Source organism: Amycolatopsis sp. NPDC049252 (assembly GCF_043197175.1).
GTDB lineage: Bacteria > Actinomycetota > Actinomycetes > Mycobacteriales > Pseudonocardiaceae > Amycolatopsis.
On sequence record NZ_JBICSQ010000067.1, the window covers coordinates 1 to 20,488 of the forward strand.

Consider the following 20,488-nt stretch of genomic DNA (forward strand, 5'->3'; position numbering starts at 1 on the left):
GAGGTGCTTGACCAGGCCGAGCAGGCTGGTGCCCGAGGCGACGCCGGGTGTGCGGGCCTGTGGTTCGGGCACGCCCTCGGCCTTGGTGGTGACGGCGTCGCGGAGGTAGCGCAGAAAGCCGGTCAGCACGTCCTTCTCGGCGGCTCCGGTGGCGGGCGGTTTCGCGTCGCGTCGCGCGGTCATCGGTTCGGGTCCCGCCGGACGAGCAGCACGTGGTCGGTGACCGTCGCCGTCCGGCCGCCGGGACCGGTCGCCCGGCGCTGGGGCGAGTCGGCGCGCTCGACCGAGAACCGTGCCGGGTCGAGGTCGAGGGTGGGGCGCTGGAGATCCGCGTCGCGGTTCCACGACCACGGGGCGACCGACCCGTGGTCGACCACCAGCAGGAGCCCGCCGGGCCGCAGTGCGTCCGCGGCCCGGCGCAGCACCCGCTCGCGCGCCAACGGGAACGGCGTGTGCAGGTACTGCGCGGAAACGAGGTCGAACGTGCCGTCCGGGAACGCCTCGGCCAGGTCGATCCGGAGGGGTGTGACCGGCAGACCACGCGCCCTCTCGCGCAGCGACTCGATCGCCGTTGCGGCCAGGTCGGCGGCGGTGACCTGCCAGCCCCGCCGGGCCAGCCAGAGCGCGTCACCGCCGGTGCCGCAGCCCAGGTCGAGCGCGGCGCCGGCGGGCAGCGGGCCGGCGACCTCGGCCAGCAGCGGGTTCACCCGCTCGGCGGGCGGGTTGCGGTAGTGCTCGTCCCAGAACCGGTTGTTCATGCCTTCACCGTGACCCGGCCGGGCCACGCGGAGCACGAAAACTTGCCATTCCGGCAAGATGGCGGTCATGGCCGACATCGACGACGAGGTGCTGGACGCGGTCGGGCCCCGGCTGCGGGCCCTGCGCAAGCAGCGGGGATTCACCCTCGCCGAACTGGCGACGACGACGAGGATCTCGGAGAGCACGTTGTCACGGCTGGAAAGCGGCGGGCGTCGTCCCACGCTGGAGCTGCTCCTGCCGTTGAGCCGCACCTACGACGTGCCGCTGGACGACCTCGTCGGCGCGCCCCGCACCGGCGACCCGCGGATCCACCTGCGGCCGATCCACCGGTACGGCATGACGTTCCTGCCGCTCACCCGCCGGGCCGGTGGCCTGCAGGCGTTCAAGATGCTCATCCCGGGCCGCGCCGAACCGGCCGAGCCGACCCCGCAGACCCACGGCGGCTACGAATGGGTCTACGTCCTCACCGGACGACTGCGCCTGCTGATCGGCGACCGCGACCTGGTCCTCCCCGCGGGTGAAGCGGCCGAGTTCGACACGGCGTTGCCGCACTGGCTCGGCCCGGCCGACGGCCGAGCCGTGGAGACTTTGGTCCTTTTCGGACCGCAGGGCGAACGGGCGCACGTCCGGCGGTAGTCATTTCTCCCAGAGCGAGCGCAACGGATGGACCACCGCGGGGTGAACGTTGACCGCACGGCCCGGCCTTCGTCGAGGACGTCGGTGAGCCGCGCTCGCAGCCGGGTCAGCGTCTCGTCGACGGGCGCGCGCAGCTGCGGGTCGGCGACGATGCCGGGGTCATGGGTGAGCCGGCCGATGGGGCAGCCCTTGAGCACCTCGCGCTCGCGGCGCAGGTAGGCGGTGATCCGCTCGAGGGCGGTGCCAGGGGTGCTCAGCTGGGCGTCGGCCGCGGCCAGCAGCTCGTCGGCACTGCGCTCGATGGCGGCCAGCGCCAGCGCCCGCTTCCCCGCGAAGTGGTGGTACCTGCTGCCCTGCCCGGCACCCGCGCGCTGCTGGATGGCCTTGGGGCGGGACTGTGCATACCAGTAGGTACAGCGAGCAAGACGCCTCAGCGCGGGGTGGCCACGCGGAGGTCGAGGACCTTCAACGCCTGCCGGCACCAGCGGACGTTCTCCCGCTCGAACGACAGGCCGCGCATCAGCGTCAGGTACGGCCCGACCCGCTCGGCTTCGGCCAGGTAGTCGTCTTCGAAGCGGCCGTCCAGCAGGCGCGCGCGGAGCTTCTCGTAGCGGGCGACCTTCGCCTCCGCGGCGGTCGCCCGCTCCTCGAGCGCGGTCCGGACGGCGGCCTGGTCACCGGCGTCCACGGCCTGGACCTGCACGAGGAGTTCGTCGCGGATCGTGCCCGGGCGGGGCGGTTCGACCGTGAACGCGTGCAGCGCTTGGCGGCCGGCTTCGGTGAGTGAGAAGAGCCGCTTGTCCGGGCGCCGTTCCTGGTGGACGAGCCGGGCGTGCACCAGGCCGTCGGCCGCCATCCGGTCCAGCTCCCGGTAGAGCTGCTGCGGGGTGGCCATCCAGAAGTTCGCGACGGACGCGTCGAACACCTTCGCGAGGTCGTAACCCGACGCTTCACCCTCGAGCAGCGCCGCCATCAGCGCGTTGCGCAGCGCCACCGTTCGTTCCTCTCTTTACTCAACGAGTTGAGTACTTCAGGCCTCCATGGCCTCACGCTGGATCCGCTCGAACTGGGCGGCCATCGCGGCGGACAGCGCCTGGGCGGCCGACAGCGGGCGGACCATCACCGTGAACTCGTCGATCAGGCCGTTGTCGTCCAGGTGCAGGAAGTCGCAGCCCTCGACGCGGGTGTCGCCGATCCGCGCCTCGAAGACGAGCGCGTGGTCCCGCCCGTCACCGCCGGCGAGCTCCCGCACGTACCGGAAGTCCTCGAAGACCCGCAGCACCCCGCGCAGGATCGCGGACGTGATCGCCTTGCCGGGGTAGGGCCGGAACGCCACCGGGCTCCGGAACACCACGTTCTCCGCCAGCGCGGCCGCCATGGCCTCGGGGTCCCGCGCCTCGACGGCTTTCCGGAAGCTGGTCATGGCCCACCTTGCATAGTCAACTAGTTGAGTATTCAAAGCGTACCGGACGACCTCGCTAGGGTGGGACGATGCCCGCCTTCGAGATCGACGCCCTGGTGTTCGACGTGCTCGGCACCCTCGTCGACGAACCCGCCGGAATCCGGGCCGCCGTCGGTGACCTCGCCCCGTCGCTCGCCGACGACCTGGTCCGGCGCTGGCTGGACCACGTCGAGCAGGAGCAACGCCGCATCGCCGACGGCGACCGGCCCTACGCCGACAGCGAGGTTCTCGACCGCGAAGCCGCTCAGCTCGTCGCCGACGCCGCCGGAACCGGCGACGCCGCCGCGCTCGTGGCGGCGGCCCGCCGTCCGCCCGCGTGGCCGGACACCGTCGCCGGGCTGGCCCGGCTCGCCGGACGGTTCCCGCTGATCGGCCTCTCCAACGCGAGCCGGACCGGGTTGCTGCGGCTCAACGCCCACGCCGGATTGCGCTGGCACCAGGCGCTTTCCGCGGCGGACGCGCAGGCCTACAAACCGGACCCGTCGGTGTACGGCCTCGCGGTCGCCGCGTCCGGCGGGCCGCCGGAGCGGCTGCTGATGGTCGCGGCCCACGCGTGGGACCTCCGCGGCGCGCGAGACGTCGGCCTGCGCACCGCCTACGTCGCCCGGCCGGTGGGGGACCCGCCGCTGCCCTCGGACGGGTTCGACCTGTACGCCGAAGGGCTTGACGACCTGGCCGACCAGCTGGGCGTGCCGAGTCGGCTTGCCGACGGCTAGGTCCGGGCCACCCGTTCGATCACCGAGACGAGGTCGGCGAGGTCGGCGTCGAACTCGGCGTCCCAGTCGACCTGGGGGTCGAGCAGCGGGCCGAGGCGGTGGTGGGCGGGGAGCTCGTCCGGCCCGAGCAGCGCGCGGCGTGAGCGCATGTCCCGGTTGCCGTCGGAGAACCGGCCCTGGGTCTCGGAGATGACGAACCCCAGCACGAAGGTGGACAGCAGCCGCTCGAGGCGGGCGACCTGGGCGTCGGGAACGCCCGCGTCCAGCAGGGCCTGGTAGATCCGGTCGACGGCGACGACGGCGTCCTCGGTGACGGACGGCCGGGTGAACAGCAGCGTCACCACCGCGGGGTGTTCCTTGGCGAGGACCCGCACGCCGCCGGCGAGCACCCCGAGCCGTTCGAGCGGGGGCGCGGCCGGATCGGGGTCCGGGAGGAGACCGAGCAGGCGGCCGACGATGGCGTCGAGCAGGTCGTCCTTGCCGCGGAAGTACCCGTAGAGCGCCATCGGCGTGAGGTCGAGCCGGGCGGCGAGCGCGCGCATGGACACCGCGTCGAGCCCCTTCTCCCGGGCCAGGGCCATCGCCGCGTCCACGATCTCGTCTCGCCGGGCGGTTTTCATCTTGCGCACCGGGGCAGTCTACGGTGTAGATTCACGGTCTACACCGTAGACTGGAGGCTGGGGATGCTGGAAGCGACCGATCTGGTGAAGCGCTACGGCGAGACCCGCGCGCTGTCGGGGTTCACGCTGCGCGCCGAACCCGGCGAGGTGGTCGGCCTGGTCGGCCACAACGGCGCCGGCAAGTCGACGTTCGCCCGGCTGGTGGCCGGCCTCGCCGCGCCGGACGCCGGCGAGGTGCGGATCGCCGGGCGCACCCCGAAGGCGGCCCGCGCCCTGCTCGGCTTCGCGCCGCAGGAACCGGCGCTGTACCCGAGCGTCACCGTCGCCGAGACGCTCCGGCTGTTCGGCGGCCTGGCCGGACTGCGCCGCCGCGCGCTGACCGAAGCGATCGACCGGATCGCCGAGGCGTTGCTGCTGACGGCGTTCCTCCACCGGCGCGTCGGCGTGCTGTCCGGCGGCCAGCAACGGCGGACGCAGGCCGCGACGGCGATGCTGCACCGGCCGCGCCTGCTGCTGCTCGACGAGCCCACCGCGGGCGTCGACCCGCAGACCCGCGCGGCGCTGCTCGCCGCCGTGCGGGCCGCGGCCGGCGACGGCGCGGCGGTCGTCTACACCACCCACTACCTGCCCGAGCTCGCCGAGCTGGGCGCGACCCTCGCCGTCGCGAAGGGCGGCCGGGTGATCGCCCGCGGCACGGCGGCGGACCTGCTCGGCGGCCTGCCCGGCGAGATCCTGCTCAGCACCGACGACGGCGAGATCCGGGTCCCCGCCGCCGATCCCGGGGCGGAGCTGGCGGGCGTGCTGGCGACGACGTCCGCGCACGTCCGCGACGTCGAGCTGCGCCGGCCGACCCTGGACGACCTCTACCGGGCGGTGGCGCATGAGTAGGTTTTCGGTGCTGGTGCGCCACAACGCGGTGCTGCGGCTGCGCGATCCCGGCCACCTGATCAGCTACGCGGTGATGCCGATGGTGCTGATGCTGGTGTTCAAGCCGCTGTTCGCCGCGTCGGTCGCCGACGGTCCGACCCAGGCCGTGCTCGGCCTGCTCGTGATGTTCACCGTGCTCGCACTGTCCATTGTGGGCACGTCGATGCTGTCGGAGCGGACCTGGAACACGTGGGACCGGCTGCGCGCCACCCCGGCGACGGCCGGGGATCTGCTGGCGGGCAAGGCGGTCCCGGTGTTCGCCGTGCTGGTGCTGCAGCAGGCCGTGCTGCTGGTGTTCGGCCACTACGTCGTGGGCATGCCCGCGCCGGTGTCCCCGGTGCTGCTCGGGTTCGCGGTGCTCGTCTGGAGCCTGACGCTGCTGGCCGTCGGCACCGCGGTGTCGACGCTCGTGCGCAGTCACGGCGAGCTGTCGGCGGTCTGCGACGTCGGCTCGCTGGTGGTTTCCTCGCTCGGCGGCGCGCTGATCCCCGCCGAAATGCTGCCGGCCTGGGCGCACGCGATCGCCCCGGTTTCGCCCGGCTACTGGGCGATGACGATGCTGCGCGGCGCCGTCGAAGGCCAGTCCGGCGACGTCTTCCGCGGGGCCGCGGTCCTCGGCGCGCTCGCCGTGGTGGCGGGGATCGTCGCCGTGGTGCGGCTGGACCGCGGCCTGAGCCGGCTGCGCGGGTGAGTGGTCTGCCGCGGCTTGTCGTGAGTGTTTAGGAGGGTTCTAACCCTTCTAAACACTCACGACCACTGCGCGCGGCGACGGCCGCCAAGGTCGTGTACTGCAAGGTGAACTCGCCGCCGATCCGGTCGATGGCCGCGCCGACGTCGGCCAGCAGCTCCGCCAGCTTGTCCGTGGGGAGCCGGGTGAGGCCGCCGGTGGTGGGCAGCAGGTCGAGCCAGGCGTCGCGGGTGTACGTGTGCTCCCAGTCGAACCGCCACTGTTCCGGCTCGCCGAGCCCGTCCGTCTGGCGCATCCCGTCGGCGGCCGCGGCGAACATCGTCCGGTAGATGTCCAGCGCCGTCCGGTCCGCGGTCGGCACGCTCATCGGCGAATCGGGCGCCACCCGCCGGAAGGCCGCCGCGTACGCCTCCGCGACGCCGGGTGGCATGGCGTAGACGTGCCCGAACACCGCCAGGAGGCCGCCCGGCCGCAGGACTTCCGCGGCCTTCGCGGGGCCGCGCACGGGGTCGACCCAGTGCCACGCCTGGCCGGCGACGACCGCGTCGAACGTCCGGCCGGCCGGGTCCCACTCTTCGAAGGTCGAGACCTCGACGTCGACGCCGCTCTCGCGGGCGAAGCCGGCCATCCGCGCGTCGGGGTCGACGCCGAGCACGTGGCAGCCCGCCGCCTGGAACTGCCGCGCCTCGATGCCGGTGCCGCAGCCGACGTCCAGCAGGTCGCGGCCGGGGCTCGCGGCGAGGATCCGCTCCACCAGCGCGGCGGGGTACGGCGGCCGGGCGCGGTCGTAGCGTTCGGGATCGACCCCGAACGACTCCGCGATCCGCCGGGCCTGATGCGGCGCGGTTCCGGCAGAATGGTGCTGTTCCGACGAGGAAGTGGGCATGCGCCCACCATAGTGGGCAAGCGCCCACACGGGCAAGGAGGAAAGCCGCGTGCCGACCGGGGTGCACATCCGCGACGCGCGGCGGCAGCTGTTCGAGGCCGCCGAGCGCGTCCTGCTCCGGGACGGGCCGAGCGCGCTGACCAGCCGTTCGGTCACCACCGAGGCCGACTGCGCGAAAGGCGTGCTGCACCGGCACTTCGCCGACTTCGACGAGTTCCTCGCCGAACTGGTGCGGGAACGCATCACTCGGGTCGGCGACCTGGCCGCCACGCTGCGCGCCGCGGCCGGGACGGGCTCGGTCCAGGGCAACCTCGCCGCCGCTTTGACCGACGTGCTCGACCCGACCGCGCTGGCGATGGTCAGCCTGGTCTTCTTCCGCGACGAGGTCCGCGCCCGGCTGCGGGGCCACGGCGTGCCGGTGCTCGCCGAGGCCCGGGAGATGTTCGCCGCCTACCTCGCGGAGGAACGCGCGCTCGGCCGGATCGCCGCCGACGCCGACGTCGACAACGTCGCCCTTTCGCTGATCGGGGCCGGGCACCTGCTGTTCGCGGGCCGGCGTGGCGGCCCGCCGCCCGCCGAGGAGGTCGACCGGCTGGTGGCCACGGTCATCGCCGACGTCGTCCAGCGGCGCCTGCTGTAGGCAGCGGACTGGACATCCGGAGGAACTGCTGCCGCAGCGGGCCGGTGACGTACGGCCGGATCGCCCCGACGAACTGCTGGGTGTGCGGCTGCGTGAGGTGCTTCTCCAGGTCGGCCTTCGACCGGAACATCTCGTAGATCACGAAGGTGTCCTGGTCGGCCCGGTCCCGGTGGACGTGGAATTCGAGCGCGCCCTCCTCCGCGCGCAGGGGCTCGACCAGTGCGAGGATCAGCGCTTCGACCTGGTCCGCGCACCCCGGTTTGGCGGTGGCGAAGCCGAGGTGGGTGTAGGGGCCGGTCTCGTCGGCGTCCGGCTCGGGCAGCACGGTCATCGGCCTTCTCCGTTCACCGGGAACCACTGGCCGAACCAGGAAACGAGGGACGCCGGATCGGTACCGGCGGCGGCGAGGTAACCGTCCGGCCGGATCACCAGGACGCCGGGCTTCGCGGCGAGGTCCGCCGCGATCCGCGTGTCACCGCCGAGCAGCCCGGGTTGCGCCGTGGCGATCCGGCCGTGGTGCCGGGTGAAAACCCGGTGCCAGGGAAGGAGAACGTCGACGCCCGACCGGGTGCTGAGCACGGTCAGCTTGGTCAGGTCGAGCAGGTCGTGGAGCCGCCGGGTTTCGCCGTCGATGACGACGTCGACATCCGGCACCCGGTCGCCGGCGCGCAGCGTGCCCAGCCGTCCGGCCCGGGCGGCGATCGGGCTCTTGCGGTAGTTCGCCGTGGTCTCCCCGAGGACGGCGGTCGCCTTGTCCTGCACGAAATCCCGGCCGAGTGCGAGCGGGGCCATCGTCGTGACCAGCCGGTGCACCACGGGGTTGGTGGAGTTCCACACCTTCGTGGCGGTCTCGGTCGCGCGAACCAGCTTGGTGATCACCGGGACCCGGTCGGCCTGGTAGGTGTCGAGCAGCGCCGGCGTGGCCAGGCCCCGCTGCACCATGGCGAGCTTCCACGCCAGGTTGATCATGTCCTGGATGCCGGTGTTCATCCCCTGCCCGCCCGCGGGGCTGTGGACGTGCGCGGCGTCGCCGCCGAGGAACACCCGGCCCGCCCGCAGCGCCGGGACGTGCCGGCTGTTGATCCGGAACCGGGACCGCCAAAGCGGGTCGCGCAGGCGCGCGGGCAGGGGAGTGACGTGGTCCCAGATGTCCTGCAGCGCGGCCAGGTCCGGGACGTCGTCGTCGGCGCCGGGACCGGGATCGGTGGCGATGAACCGGAACCGGCCCCCGGCCATCGGGAAGACGGCCACGAACCCGTCGCGGGCGAGGAAGATCGAGAGCTCGTCCGCCGGGACGTCGCCGTCGATGTGCAGGTCGGCCAGCAGGTACCGCTGCGCCAGCGCGCGACCCTTGAACGGCAGGCCGAGGCCGTGCCGGACGCCGCTGTGCGCGCCGTCGGCGCCGATCAGGTACGCGGCGTGCACCGTCTCGTGGCCGCCGTCGCGGTCCTTCAGCACCGCGCGGACGCCGTGGGCGTCGTGGTCGAAGGAGAGCAGCTCGACGCCGCGTTCGACGTCCACGCCGTACGCCTGGACCTGCCGCGCCAGCAGTTCTTCGGTCTCGGACTGGGGGAGCAGCAGGATGTGGTTGAACCGGCCGGGGACGCGGTCCAGCTCGACGGTGGCCAGCTTCCGGCCGCGCCCGTAGATCGCGGTGCCCGACGCGCGCTGCCCCCGGCGGAGCATCTCGTCGCCGACGCCGCGAGGGCGCAGCAGTTCGAGGGTCCGCGCCTGGATGGCCAGCGCCTTCGAGGTCGTCGACGGCGCCGGTGCCTGGTCGACGATCCGGACGCGCACGCCGAGGCGCGCGAGTTCCATCGCCGCCGTCAGCCCGGTCGGGCCGGCGCCGACGACGAGCACGGGACGTTCCTGGTCCATGGTGATCCCTCTCCTCAAGTCACCGAGCGTTGACTTATCGAGGGTAAGACCGTCCGGGCAGACAAGTCAACGGCGGGTGACTTATGCTCGGGTCATGGCACCAGGACGAAGCCGCAACGCCGACGCCACGCGGGCCGGGATCCTGTCCGCGGCGCGGGACCGGTTCGCGGCGGACGGGTACGAGCGCACCACGCTGCGCACGGTCGCGGCGGACGTCGGCGTCGACCCGGCCATGGTGATCCGCTACTTCGGCAGCAAGCAGGGCCTGTTCACCGCCGCCGCCGACTTCTCGCTGGACCTGCCCGACCTCGACGGCGTCGCGCCGGAGGACCTCGGCGCCGAGATCCTGCCGCGGTTCCTGGCGGTCTGGGACCACGACAGCACGTTCCTCGCGCTGCTGCGCGTGGCCATGACGAGTCCCGAGGCCGCGGACAAGCTGCGCGAGCTGTTCGCCGCCCAGGTCGCGCCGGCGTTCGCCAAGGCCACCCCGGACCACGCGCACGAGCGCGCGGCCCTGCTGGGCTCGTTCCTCCTGGGTCTCGCCACGACGCGCTACGTGCTGGCGACGCCGGGCATCGCCTCGATGTCACCCGAACGGCTCGCCGGCTGGGCGGCGCCGGTGATCCGCGAGGTCCTCACCGGCCCGGCTCCCGGCTGACCGGCCCGGGTTCCACGCAACGGCCGACACGCCGTCCGCAACGGCCGACACGCCGCGGCCGCGGCATCCTGCCGCGCTGGGAGGCGTGTTGGCCGGTTCCGCTGGCGTGCCGGGGTGTCGGCCCGGCTTGCCGGGGGTCAGGGGAGTCGTTCACGCCGCTCGCGCCGATCGGCGGCGCCCGGGACCGTGTGCGGCCTCGTGCGAGCGGCTGCCCGCTGAAGTGGGCGAGGTCGTTGCGGTCGGGGAGGGAACGCTATACGGTTGCCCGAGAACTAGAACAGGTTACAGTTTCTGGGTGGCGGGCCGGACCGAGGAGCGGACATGGCGAACAGAGCGCCGCGCGGCGACGAAGCCGACTACGTGGTCGTCGGGTCGGGCAGTTCGGGGGCCGCGATCGCGGGCCGGCTGGCGGAATCGGGCGCCAGCGTGATCGTGCTCGAAGCGGGCAAGACCGACGAGAAGCTCATGATCAAGAAGCCGGGGCTCGTCGGGCCCATGCACGCGGTGCCCCAGCTCAAGAAACCGTTCGACTGGGGCCTGTACTCGGTGCCGCAGAAACACGTTCTCGATCGCCGGATGCCGGTGCCGCGCGGCAAGGTCGTCGGCGGCTCCAGCTCGATCAACGGCATGGTCTACGTCCGCGGCAACCGCGCCAACTTCGACTCCTGGGCCGCCGAGGGCAACACCGGCTGGGACGCCGACAGCGTGAACGCCGCGTACAAGCGGATGGAGGACTTCGAGGACGGCGAGAACGCGTTCCGGGGCGCGGGCGGGCCGATCCGGGTCACCCGCAACAAGATCCCGCAGGAAGGCGCCCTGCAGTTCCTCCAGGCCACCGCCGACACCATCGGCTGCAAGATCCTCGACGACTACAACGCCGAGTCGCAGGAGGGGGTCAGCCGGATGCAGCAGAACGCCGCCGACGGCCTCCGCTACAGCGCCTCGCGCGGCTACCTCCACCACCTCGCGCCCCCGACGCTCCAGCTGCAGACCGGGGTTCTGGCCAAGAAGGTCGTCATCGAGAACGGCCGCGCGGCCGGCGTCGAGGTCGTCGACGCCGACGGCACGCAGCGCACCGTCCGCGCCGGCAAGGAGGTCATCCTCTCCGCCGGGTTCGTCGGGTCCGCGCAGCTGCTCATGCTCTCCGGGGTGGGCCACGCCGAGCACCTGCGGGAGCACGGCATCGACGTGGTCGCGGACCTGCCGGTCGGCGACAACCTGCACGACCACATGTTCCACGCGCTGACCTTCCACGTGACGTCAAGCAAGAACACCGGCCGGCCGTCGTACTTCGCGCGCGGGCTCGTCAAGGAGCTGCTCCGGCCCGGCACCACCTTCCTGGCGAACTCGGTCTTCGAGGCGGTCGCGTTCCTCAAGACGTCCCAGGCCGGCAAGATCCCCGACCTCCAGCTGCACCTCCTGCCGTGGGCGTACGTCTCGCCCAACCAGGACGCGCCGATCCGGCACGACGTCGACACGCGCACCGCGCTCACCGTGCTCACGACGTTGATCTACCCGAAGAGCCGCGGCACGCTGCGGCTCGCCTCGGGGGACCCGAAGGCCGCTCCGCTCATCGACTTCCAGTACCTGGCCGACCCTGCCGACCTCGAGGTGCTCGGCGAGGGTTCGGAGATGGCCCGCGAGATCTTCGCCTCGGGCGCGTTCAACGGCGCGGTCAAGGAGGAGATCCACCCGGGCAAGGACCTGAAGGGCCAGGCGCTGCGCGACGCGATCCTCAACCGCGCGACGTCGGTCTACCACGGGGTCGGCACCTGCCGGATGGGCGTCGACGAGCTCGCGGTCGTGCGCCCCGACCTCAAGGTCCGCGGCGTCGACGGCCTGCGGGTCTGCGACGCCTCGATCATGCCGTCGATCACCGGCGGCAACACCAACGCGCCCGCCATCATGATCGGCGAGATGGGCGCGCGACTCGTCCTTTCAGGCCACTGACCGGGAGCGGACCATGACCCTCACCCCGCTCGAGCTCACCCGCCCGGCGTCGGTCACCGACGCGTTCCTGCGGCGGCTCGTCGCCCGGGTGCCGGGCTCGTCCGGCGCGACCTGGAAGCTCACCGAGGTCTACACCGGAGACACCCTCGCCGAGCTGCCGCAGTCCACGCCGGCCGACATCGAGCAGGCGTTCGCCGTCGCCCGCGAGGCGCAGCGGCAGTGGGCCGCCACCCCGCTCAAGCAGCGGCTGGCCGTGTTCAAGCGCGCGCACACGCTCTTCGTCGACCGCGCGCGGTCCGTCGCCGACCTCATCCAGGCCGAGAGCGGCAAGAACCGGCGGATGGCCATCGAGGAGACCTGCGACCCGGCGATGGTGATGAGCCACTACCTGCGGCGGGCCGCGAAGCTGCTGGCGCCCACCCGGCGCGGCGGGCCGGTGCCGCTGCTGACGACCTCGACCGAGATCCGGCAGCCCAAGGGCGTCGTCGGCATCATCGCGCCGTGGAACTTCCCGTTCGCCACCGGCATCTCCGACGCGATCCCGGCGCTGATGGCCGGCAACGCGGTCGTGCTGAAGCCCGACAACAAGACGGCGCTCTCGCCGCTCTACGGCATCGAGCTGCTGGAGGAGGCAGGGCTGCCGAAGGGTCTGTTCCAGGTGGTGTGCGGTGAGGGCCCGGACGTCGGCCCCACGCTCATCGACCACGCCGACTACGTGATGTTCACCGGCTCCACGGCCACCGGCCGGGTGATCGGCGAACGGGCCGGCCGCAACCTCATCGGCTGCTGCCTCGAACTCGGCGGCAAGAACCCGATGATCGTGCTCGAGGACGCCGACCTCGCGGAAGCCGCGCAGGGCGCGGTCTTCGGCGCGTTCGGCAACACCGGCCAGATCTGCATGCACATCGAGCGGATCTACCTGCCCGAGTCCCGCTACGACGAGTTCGCCAAGGCGTTCGTGGCCAAAGCGACGGCCCTCGACGTCCGCGCCGCCTACGACTTCGGCCCCGACATGGGTTCGCTCGTCTCCGTCGACCACATGCACCGCGTGAAGGCCCACGTCGACGACGCCGTCGCGAAAGGCGCCACCGTGCTCTGCGGCGGCAAGCCGCGACCCGACCTCGGCCCGGCGTTCTTCGAGCCGACGATCCTCGAAGGCGTCACGAAGGACATGCTCTGCGGCGTCACCGAAACCTTCGGACCCGTTGTCGCGCTGCACAAGTACGGCACCGTCGACGAGGCGGTGGCGCTGGCCAACGACACCGACTACGGCCTCAACGCCTCGGTCTGGGGCCGCGATCTCGACGCCGCGCGCGCCGTGGCCGCCCGCCTCGAATCCGGCAACGTCAACATCAACGACATCCTCGCGACCGCGTACGCGGCGAAGGGCACGCCCTCGGGCGGGGTCAAGAGCTCCGGGGTCGGCGCCCGCCACGGTGACCAGGGGCTGCTCAAGTACACCGACGTGCAGAACATGGCCCTGCTCAAGAAGCAGGTCATGGGCCCGCGGCCCGGCCAGAGCTACGAAAAGTACGTCGAGGGCATGCTTTCCGGGCTCAAGATGATGCGGAAGTTCCGCATCCGCTAGGCCAGGCGGCAGAGCAGCGCGTCCGGGGTCCGGCTGGAGCCGATGCGGCCGGTGTAGGCGACACCGGCGACGTACTCGCCCGGCGCGCACTGGCCCTTGTAGTTGCCCGACGCGAAGTCACCACCGAGGTCGCCGGACGGCCGGTTGTCACCCCGGTCGAACCAGACCGTGCGGCCGGTGCGGCCGAGCGGGGTCGCGGACTTGCCGCACAGCACGGCGGACACCGCGGCGCCGCGCACGCTGTAGCCGACCACGGCGGAATCGGGTGGGCACTGCGCCTTCGTGTACCCCGACGCCCAGTCCGTGTCCACATAGGACTCGTCGCGGACCACGGTGTACCCGGCGGGAGCCGGGAGCGTGCCGGTGCACAGGCCGCGGCCGCCGGTGTGCGCGAGCCCGGTGAGGCGCTGGCCGTCGGGACAGGCGCCCTTGCGCGCGCCCGGGTCCCAGTCCGGCTGCGCGCGGACCGCGCGGGACTCCTGGAAGTCGCCGTAGTCGAGGTTGAGCATCGACCAGTGCTCGGCCGCCGGGATCGGCCCGGTCCGGGACGGCGCGGCCATCAGCCGCTGCCACGCGGGACCGCGCCAGTCCGTGCCGTCGAGGACGTCGATGCGGCGGCCCGCGCTGTCGTACGCCAGCAGGGACCAGCCGTCACCCACACCGTTGGTCTGGAAGCCGACCGCGGGCCAGTAGGCGAAGTCGGTGTCGGTCTCGGCGAGGTAGTTCACGAAGTTCTCGAACCACGCGCGGGACGCCGGGTCGGTCGTGGTGCGGCCCTCACCGAACTCGCTGATCCACAGCGGCGCGGTGTAGTGCTTGCCGGTGTCCTGCTCGACGAAGAACGCCTGCCGGTACAGGGTGTCGCGCAGGTCCTGCGGCGAGAGGTCGCGGTAACGCGGGTCGTGGGTCTCGCCGACGCCGGTCGCGCCGGAGTGGTTCGGGCCGGTGTAGCCGTAGAAGTGCGCGGCGTAGACCAGCTTCCCCGAGTCCACGAGCGTGTGCGACAGCGTGCGGGCGGGCTCCAGCGTGGGCCGGCCGTGCGCGAAGCCGTCGATCGGCAGGCCGGTCCAGTTGATGCCCTCGACGATGATCAGCAGGTCCCGGTTCGCCTCGGTCAGGATGCGGTCGGCCACCTGCTGGCTTGCCCGCTGCCAGTCCTTGTCGTTGCCCCAGCCCCAGTTCGGGTCGTCGAAGGTGTTCCGGCGGACCTCGTTGTACAGGTCGGCGCCGACGACCCGCTTGTTCGCGGCGTACCGGCGGGCCATGAAGAGCCAGTCGTCCTGCCACTGCTGCTCGGTCTGCGCGGTGTTCCAGCGCTCGTTGCCGTCGAGGCCGCAGCACCAGCGCGACGTCGTGGTGTGGTTGTTGAGGATCACGGCGAACCCGCGCGCGGTCAGCCGCTCGACGACCCGGTCGTAGACCTGCAGCGGTGTCATCCCGTGCAGATCCGGGTTGGCCGGCAGATCCGGCACCGGCGTGGAATCGTGGATCATCGCGTTCGAGAACTGCAACCGGACGCTGTTCAGGCCCAGCTGCGCCAGCCCGTCGATGACGGTGTCGATCGACGCGCGGTCCAGTCCCAGCGGGGTCTGGTAGGCGATCTCACCCGCGTGGTGGTTCGCCGGATCGGTGATATCACCCGATCCGGTCCACGTGCCGCTCGCGCCGTGCCAGTTCGCGGCCTTCAGCTTGAAGCGGTTGCCGGCCGCGTCGACGATGTAGCGCCCGCGGGTGCTGAGCGGACCGGCCCACGGCGCCGGGTCCGCCCGGGCCGGATCCGGCGCCAGCAGCGAAACCGGGACGACGAGACCGGCGGTCAGCAGCACGGTGAGCAGCGCACCCATGATCCTCACGCGCGGAGGCTAACCGGCGATCCGAACCGCTGTATACGGTCAGGCGGGTACAGAAGGCGCACTCCCGGGCAGACCTGGTGGGCGTGTCGCGGCGGTGTGCTCCAACCGGGCGAACGGCGCGTGTCAGACTGCCCAGCGATGTACACCCCAGCCGATCTCGCCGACCTGCTCGAGTGCGAGCACCGCAGCGTCCTGAACCAGGCGCTGGCCGCGGACCTGCCGGGAGCGCCACGGCCCGGCGCCGGACCCGAGCAGCCGGACCGGCTCGCTCGCGGTGCCGCCGCGGCGATGCTCGCCCGGTTCCGCGGCGAGGGCCGCCCGGTCGTCGAGATCGACGTCCGGGACCCGGCCGCCGCGAAGGCGACGGAAGCGGCGTTGCGATCGGGTGCCCCGGTCATCCACCGGGCCGTCCTCGACGACGGCGAGTTCTCGGGGTGCGCGGACTTCCTGGTGCGGGACGACGAGGGCCGCTACGAGGTGTACGACGCGAAACCGGCCCGGCTCGCGAAGCCCGCGGCCGTGGTGCAGCTGACCGCGTACGCCGACGCCCTGCGCCGGGCCGGGTGGCCCACCGGCCCGCACCTGCACCTGCGGCTGGCCGACGGCGGCACCCGGACGTTGCGGGTCGCGGACTTCCGGCCGCTGGTCGACCGGCTGCGGGCCCGCCTGCGCGGCCGGCCGCCGGCCCTGCCCGTGCAGCTCTGGGCGGACGAACGCCCGGCCTGCGCCGGCTGCGGGTTCGCCCAGCACTGCACGACGGCCAGGGAGGCCGACCGCGACCTCTCGCTCGTCGCCGGGATGCGCGGCGACCAGCGCCGCAAGCTCACCGCCGCCGGGCTGGGCTCGATCGACGCGCTCGCCGCGGCCGGGCCGGCCGACCGGCCGCGGGACCTGTCCGTCACGGCGTTCGCGGCCCTGCGGGCCCAGGCCGCGCTCCAGGTCCGGCAGGACACCACCGGCGACATCTCCTACGAGATCGTCGACCCCGGCGCGCTGGCCGACCTGCCGGCGCCCGCGCCCGGCGACGTCTTCCTCGACCTGGCCGGCGATCCGCACGCGCTGTCGGGCGAGGGGCTGGAGTACCTCTTCGGCGCGGTCACCACGGACGGCGGCCAGGAGTTCACGCCGTTCTGGGCGCACAGCCGCGCCCAGGAGAAGCGGGCCTTCGAGGAGTTCGTCGACTTCGCCGCGGCCCGCGTCGCCGAGCACCCCGGTTCGCACGTCTACCACTACGCGCCGTACGAGGTCACCGCGATCAAACGCCTCGCGGCGGTGCACGGCACCCGCGAGGAGGCCGTCGACCAGCTGCTGCGCGGCGGGGCGGTCGTCGACCTGCACGCGGTGGTGCGCAAGGCGTTGCGCGTGTCGCAGCGGTCGTACTCGATCCGTTACCTCGAAGCGCTCTACATGCCCGGCGCGCGCGAGGGCGGGAAGACCGCCGTGTCGGACGTCGAGGCGTACGAGGAGTACCTGACGCTGTCCGGCGAGCCGGAACGCGCCGAGGAGGTGCTGCGCGGGATCGCCGACACGACCGAGTACGACTGCGTCTCGACGCTGCGGCTGTTCGAGTTCCTGCACCAGGTCCGCACCGAGGCCGGGATCGACCTCCCGGAGCCGGTCGAGGAGTCCGCCGAGGACGCGCTGCTCCGCCAGGCCGAGGAGGACGTCGCCGCCGAGCGGCGCGCCGAACGTGCCGCGCAGCTGGCCGCCCTGGTCGACCCGCTGCTCGACGGGCTGCCGGACGACCCGGGCGACTTCACCCCCGACGAGCGGGCCCGCGCTCTGCTGGCGGCGTCGGTCGGCTACCACCGCCGCGAGACCAACCCCGCGTGGTGGGAGTACTTCCGCCAGCTGGCCGCCCCGCTCGGCGACCTCGAGGTCGACACCGCCTGCGCGGTGCCCGTTTCGCTGGAGGCGGGGGAGTGGGTGCCGCCCGCCGGGCGCGTCCGCAAGGCGAAGCGGACGCTGCAGCTCACGTGCGACCCGGACCGGCCGCACCCGTTCGCCCCCGGTGACGAGGTGCGGCTGCGCTACGGCGACACCGCCCGTGACGCCAAGGTCGTCGCCGCGTCGGCCGTGGAGCTGACCCTGGAGGAGAGCTGCGCGCCGGACGCCACCACCGGCGACCGCCCGGCCGCCGTGCTGCCCGGCAGCCCGGTGCGGCCGTCACCCAAGGACGAGGCCGTCGCCGACCTCGCCCGCCTGGTCGTCGACGCGCTCCCGGTGCTGCCGCGGCACCCCGGCGTCGACCTGCTCCGCCGGATGCCGCCGCGGCTGCTCGGTGGCGCCACGCTGCCGGAGCCGGGGGACGACCTGGTCGCCGCGGTGATCGAGGCCGTCGACGAGCTCGACGGGTCGGCGCTCGCCGTGCAGGGCCCGCCGGGCGCGGGCAAGACCTACCTCGCCGGGAAGCTGATCGCCCACCTCGTGCGCGCCGGGCGGACCGTCGCGGTCACCTCGAACAGCCACAAGGCCGTGGAAAACGTGCTCGGCGCGGCGATGAAGAGCGCGCCGGAACTGCCGTGTGCCAAGCGGGCCAAGAAGACGCCGGACCCGGAAGCGCCGTGGGAGCAGCCGAAGAGCAACCCCGCGCTGGTGAACTGGCGCCTGGAACACGACCACGGGCACCTGGTCGGCGGGACGGCGTGGACGTTCGCCAACGCCGCGATCCGCGAGGAGCCCTTCGACCTGCTGATCATCGACGAGGCCGGCCAGTTCGCCCTCGCCGACGCGCTCGCGGTGTCGATGTGCGCCAAGAACGTCCTGCTGCTGGGCGATCCGCAGCAGCTGCCGCAGGTGGTGCAGGGCACGCACCCGGCGGGCGCGGAGGCGTCGGCGCTGGGGCACCTGATCGGCGAGGCCGACATCATGCCGCCGTCGCTGGGCTACTTCCTCGACGAGACCCGGCGGATGCACCCGGCCGTGTGCGAGCCGGTGTCGAACCTGTCCTACGCCGGCCGCTTGCACGCGCACCCCTCGGCGGCGGAACGCGCCATCGAGGGGGTCGACGCGGGCCTGTACCTGGCCGAGGTCGACCACCACGGCAACACCACCCGCTCGGTCGAGGAGGCCGCGGCCGTCACGGCGATCGTCGCCGGCCTGCACGGTCGCTTGTGGACGGACCACGGGACGTCCCGGCCGCTGAGCGACGCCGACATCGTCGTGGTGGCGCCGTACAACCTGCAGGCGCGCACGGTGACGCGGGCCCTGGAGGAGGCCGGGTTCCCCGGTGTCCGGGTCGGTACGGTCGACCGGTTCCAGGGCCAGGAAGCGCCCGTGGTGATCACGACGATGACGTCGTCGTCGGCGGTCGACCTGCCGCGCGGGCTGGACTTCCTGCTCTCCCGCAACCGGCTCAACGTCGCCCTCTCACGAGCGCAGGCCCTGGCGATCCTGGTGTGCTCGCCGAGGCTCGTCGAGGCCGACATCCGGACGGTGGACCAGATGCGGCTGGTCGCGGGCATGATCGGCCTGATGACCGGCGCCGGCCCCTGGCCGCTCACGCCAGCAGGTGGAACGCCCCGCGGATGACCGACTGCGCTTCGGCCGTCAAGGGGAGCGTGTCCAGTGTGGACTCCGGGGCGGAGACCATCAGGCTGACGGCGCTCGCGCGTCCGCCGGCGGTCCGCGCGAGGTAGTGCAGCGTCACCACACCGGGCTCGCTGCCACCCTTGTACCAGACGGACGGGAACGCGGCGGCGTCCAGATCGAGCCCGTCGTCGTTGCGCGACAGGGCGTTCCCGATCTCGGGCTGGTCGAGCCGGAGCAGCCCGGCGTAGGCGCGGCAGATGTCCGACGGGGACGCGAACCACTCGATCTCGTCGATGTCGAGGGGCGCAGGCCAGCTCTGTCCGGTGGGGGCCTTGATCCGGAAGAACTCCTTCGTGGTGCGGAACGGGATGTTCGCCTCGGGCCGGTCGTGGCCGAACAAGGACAGCTGACGCTCCACGGCTTCCCGGCCGAGCCGGTGGATGAGGTGGTCGGTGGCGGTGTTGTCGCTGATCGCGATCATCAGCCCGGCGAACTCGGACAGCGGGAACGCCGTGCCCGCCGGGTGGTTCTGCATGGTGCCGGACGGCAGGCTCTTCCACTCGTCGCGGATCGCCAGGGGTTCGTCCCAGGACGCGCGTCCCTCGGCGACGGCTTGGGCGAGCGCGCCCAGGACGTACAGCTTGAACGCCGAGCCGATGGGCCGTTGTGTGTCGGCGGCGAGGCCGTGCACGATCCGGCACCCGCCGTCGACTTCCGCCGCGGCGAAGGACACGCGCTTGCCCAGGGCCGCCAGCCGCGTGTCGATCTCGTCCCAGGAGGCCGGCTGGGGTTCGTCGGGAGTCAGCTGCAGGTCGCTGACCAGGCCCGCGGCGTCCACCTGCACAGTCAGGCGGAAGTCGCCGGCCGGGCCGCGGACCGGCACCCGGTTCCCGTCGGTGCGTTCCGCGCGGATCGTGAGCGGTCCGACCGCGGCCAGCGCCGCGTTGATCCCGGCCGGACCACCACTGCCGTCCACAAGGGACGGTGCGATGCGTGCGCGGATCTCGTCGTCCGGCAGCGGCGCGCGCGCCGACGCGGCCACCAGCCATTCCAGCGGTGTCATGGTGCCCCCAACGTTCTCATGTTTTGCGAACGGTAGCACGACATGAGAACGTTCAGGAGTGGACACCTTGGAACTGCTGGCCCATCCGGTGCGGCTGCGGATCGTGCACGCGGTGCGCGGGCGGGAACTCACCACCGCGCAGCTGTGCGCCCGGATCCCGGACGCGTCGAAGGCCATGGTCTACCGGCACGTCGAACTGCTCGCGGCGCACGGCGTGCTGGAGGTCGCCGGCGAACGCCGGGTGCGCGGCGCGGTGGAACGCCGCTACCGGCTGCACCAGGGCCGGGCGACCGTCGACGTCGAGGAGGTCGCGGCTCTGTCGCCGGAGGACCACCGGCGGGTGTTCGCCACGTCGATGGCCGTCCTCATCGCCGAGTTCGGCGCGTACCTCGACCGCGAGAACGCGGATCCGGTGGCGGATCTCGTCAGCTACCGGCAGCACGCCGTGTGGCTCAGCCGCGACGAGCTGGAGGAGCTGATCGGCGAGCTGCGGCGGGTGATCTACCCGCTGCTGGCCAACGAACCGGCGCCCAGCCGCGCGCAGTACCTGCTCAGCCCGGTCCTCATCCCGGTGGCGGACCCGGCCGCCGCGACGGACCGATGAGCACGGCCGATACGGATGTATGGTTTACC

At 72.7% G+C, this 20,488-nt stretch carries 20 protein-coding genes and 1 pseudogene; 10 read left to right on the forward strand and 11 right to left on the reverse strand.

Translation table 11 applies throughout. The features are described from left to right. Window positions 1-183: DUF664 domain-containing protein (locus ACGFMK_RS38420; RefSeq protein WP_392774000.1), on the reverse strand; the 183-nt coding region annotated here is incomplete at its 3' end. Continuing rightward, on the reverse strand, window positions 180-758 hold the full coding sequence (locus tag ACGFMK_RS38425; RefSeq protein ID WP_392774002.1) for a class I SAM-dependent methyltransferase: 579 nt from the start codon (window positions 756-758) through the stop codon (window positions 180-182). The genes ACGFMK_RS38420 and ACGFMK_RS38425, both read right to left, overlap by 4 nt. A 67-nt stretch (window positions 759-825) precedes the next feature. Between ACGFMK_RS38425 and ACGFMK_RS38430 the strand changes: the two genes are divergently transcribed. Then, window positions 826-1,395, forward strand: coding sequence for a helix-turn-helix domain-containing protein (locus tag ACGFMK_RS38430; RefSeq protein ID WP_392774004.1), 570 nt, complete (start codon window positions 826-828; stop codon window positions 1,393-1,395). A 59-nt stretch (window positions 1,396-1,454) separates the two neighbouring features. Here ACGFMK_RS38430 and ACGFMK_RS38435 read toward each other — a convergent pair. From ACGFMK_RS38435 to ACGFMK_RS38445, 3 genes and pseudogenes are all read right to left on the reverse strand, one after another. Continuing rightward, window positions 1,455-1,829, reverse strand: a pseudogene (locus tag ACGFMK_RS38435) (TetR/AcrR family transcriptional regulator); the annotation flags it as partial. Further along, window positions 1,826-2,389: a PadR family transcriptional regulator gene (locus ACGFMK_RS38440; RefSeq protein WP_392774006.1), complete on the reverse strand. Its 564-nt coding sequence runs from the start codon at window positions 2,387-2,389 to the stop codon at window positions 1,826-1,828. The gene ACGFMK_RS38440 and the pseudogene ACGFMK_RS38435, both read right to left, overlap by 4 nt. A gap of 36 nt (window positions 2,390-2,425) precedes the next feature. Continuing rightward, entirely contained in the window at window positions 2,426-2,818 is a 393-nt protein-coding gene (locus ACGFMK_RS38445; RefSeq protein ID WP_392774008.1) for a nuclear transport factor 2 family protein, read from the reverse strand. A gap of 68 nt (window positions 2,819-2,886) precedes the next feature. Here ACGFMK_RS38445 and ACGFMK_RS38450 point away from each other — a divergent pair, with 68 nt between their 5' ends. Continuing rightward, window positions 2,887-3,573, forward strand: coding sequence for a haloacid dehalogenase type II (locus ACGFMK_RS38450; protein ID WP_392774009.1), 687 nt, complete (start codon window positions 2,887-2,889; stop codon window positions 3,571-3,573). Here the strand turns inward: ACGFMK_RS38450 and ACGFMK_RS38455 are convergent. Continuing rightward, window positions 3,570-4,193: a TetR/AcrR family transcriptional regulator gene (locus ACGFMK_RS38455; RefSeq protein ID WP_392774058.1), complete on the reverse strand. Its 624-nt coding sequence runs from the start codon at window positions 4,191-4,193 to the stop codon at window positions 3,570-3,572. The two genes, ACGFMK_RS38450 and ACGFMK_RS38455, sit on opposite strands and share 4 nt — an antisense overlap. A 63-nt stretch (window positions 4,194-4,256) precedes the next feature. Between ACGFMK_RS38455 and ACGFMK_RS38460 the strand changes: the two genes are divergently transcribed. Together ACGFMK_RS38460 and ACGFMK_RS38465 are read left to right on the forward strand one after the other, a co-directional pair. Continuing rightward, window positions 4,257-5,081, forward strand: coding sequence for an ABC transporter ATP-binding protein (locus tag ACGFMK_RS38460; RefSeq protein ID WP_392774011.1), 825 nt, complete (start codon window positions 4,257-4,259; stop codon window positions 5,079-5,081). After that, window positions 5,074-5,811 carry an ABC transporter permease gene (locus tag ACGFMK_RS38465; protein ID WP_392774013.1) on the forward strand — a complete coding sequence of 246 codons (738 nt, stop codon included), beginning with the start codon at window positions 5,074-5,076 and terminating at the stop codon, window positions 5,809-5,811. Before ACGFMK_RS38460 ends, ACGFMK_RS38465 begins: the two co-directional genes overlap by 8 nt. Before the next feature lie 28 nt (window positions 5,812-5,839). Here ACGFMK_RS38465 and ACGFMK_RS38470 read toward each other — a convergent pair whose 3' ends face one another. Beyond that, window positions 5,840-6,631 (reverse strand): class I SAM-dependent methyltransferase, encoded by a 792-nt coding sequence (locus tag ACGFMK_RS38470; RefSeq protein ID WP_392774060.1) that lies wholly within the window; start codon window positions 6,629-6,631, stop codon window positions 5,840-5,842. A 112-nt stretch (window positions 6,632-6,743) separates the two neighbouring features. On the opposite strand from ACGFMK_RS38470, the gene ACGFMK_RS38475 reads away from it, so the two are divergent. Further along, entirely contained in the window at window positions 6,744-7,334 is a 591-nt protein-coding gene (locus ACGFMK_RS38475) for a TetR/AcrR family transcriptional regulator (RefSeq protein WP_392774015.1), read from the forward strand. On the opposite strand, the gene ACGFMK_RS38480 is transcribed toward ACGFMK_RS38475, so the two are convergent. Further along, on the reverse strand, window positions 7,300-7,665 hold the full coding sequence (locus ACGFMK_RS38480; protein WP_392774017.1) for a putative quinol monooxygenase: 366 nt from the start codon (window positions 7,663-7,665) through the stop codon (window positions 7,300-7,302). The two genes, ACGFMK_RS38475 and ACGFMK_RS38480, sit on opposite strands and share 35 nt — an antisense overlap. Then, on the reverse strand, window positions 7,662-9,212 hold the full coding sequence (locus tag ACGFMK_RS38485) for an FAD-dependent oxidoreductase (RefSeq protein ID WP_392774019.1): 1,551 nt from the start codon (window positions 9,210-9,212) through the stop codon (window positions 7,662-7,664). The genes ACGFMK_RS38480 and ACGFMK_RS38485 overlap by 4 nt, the downstream gene beginning before the upstream one ends. A 94-nt stretch (window positions 9,213-9,306) precedes the next feature. Between ACGFMK_RS38485 and ACGFMK_RS38490 the strand changes: the two genes are divergently transcribed. From ACGFMK_RS38490 to ACGFMK_RS38500, 3 genes are all read left to right on the forward strand, one after another. Beyond that, window positions 9,307-9,870, forward strand: a complete 564-nt coding sequence (locus ACGFMK_RS38490) for a TetR/AcrR family transcriptional regulator (RefSeq protein WP_392774021.1) — start codon at window positions 9,307-9,309, stop codon at window positions 9,868-9,870. A 321-nt stretch (window positions 9,871-10,191) separates the two neighbouring features. Then, window positions 10,192-11,820, forward strand: coding sequence for a GMC family oxidoreductase (locus tag ACGFMK_RS38495; RefSeq protein WP_392774022.1), 1,629 nt, complete (start codon window positions 10,192-10,194; stop codon window positions 11,818-11,820). Between the two features lie 13 nt (window positions 11,821-11,833). Further along, window positions 11,834-13,408: a succinic semialdehyde dehydrogenase gene (locus tag ACGFMK_RS38500; protein ID WP_392774024.1), complete on the forward strand. Its 1,575-nt coding sequence runs from the start codon at window positions 11,834-11,836 to the stop codon at window positions 13,406-13,408. On the opposite strand, the gene ACGFMK_RS38505 is transcribed toward ACGFMK_RS38500, so the two are convergent. Beyond that, entirely contained in the window at window positions 13,405-15,252 is a 1,848-nt protein-coding gene (locus ACGFMK_RS38505) for a glycoside hydrolase family 5 protein (protein ID WP_392774062.1), read from the reverse strand. The genes ACGFMK_RS38500 and ACGFMK_RS38505 overlap by 4 nt on opposite strands. A gap of 147 nt (window positions 15,253-15,399) precedes the next feature. On the opposite strand from ACGFMK_RS38505, the gene ACGFMK_RS38510 reads away from it, so the two are divergent. Continuing rightward, entirely contained in the window at window positions 15,400-18,792 is a 3,393-nt protein-coding gene (locus tag ACGFMK_RS38510) for a TM0106 family RecB-like putative nuclease (RefSeq protein ID WP_392774026.1), read from the forward strand. On the opposite strand, the gene ACGFMK_RS38515 is transcribed toward ACGFMK_RS38510, so the two are convergent. Continuing rightward, window positions 18,761-19,855, reverse strand: a complete 1,095-nt coding sequence (locus ACGFMK_RS38515; protein WP_392774028.1) for a serine hydrolase — start codon at window positions 19,853-19,855, stop codon at window positions 18,761-18,763. The genes ACGFMK_RS38510 and ACGFMK_RS38515 overlap by 32 nt on opposite strands. Window positions 19,856-19,913: 58 nt before the next feature. Between ACGFMK_RS38515 and ACGFMK_RS38520 the strand changes: the two genes are divergently transcribed. After that, window positions 19,914-20,459 (forward strand): helix-turn-helix domain-containing protein, encoded by a 546-nt coding sequence (locus ACGFMK_RS38520; RefSeq protein ID WP_392774030.1) that lies wholly within the window; start codon window positions 19,914-19,916, stop codon window positions 20,457-20,459. Window positions 20,460-20,488: the final 29 nt, after the last annotated feature.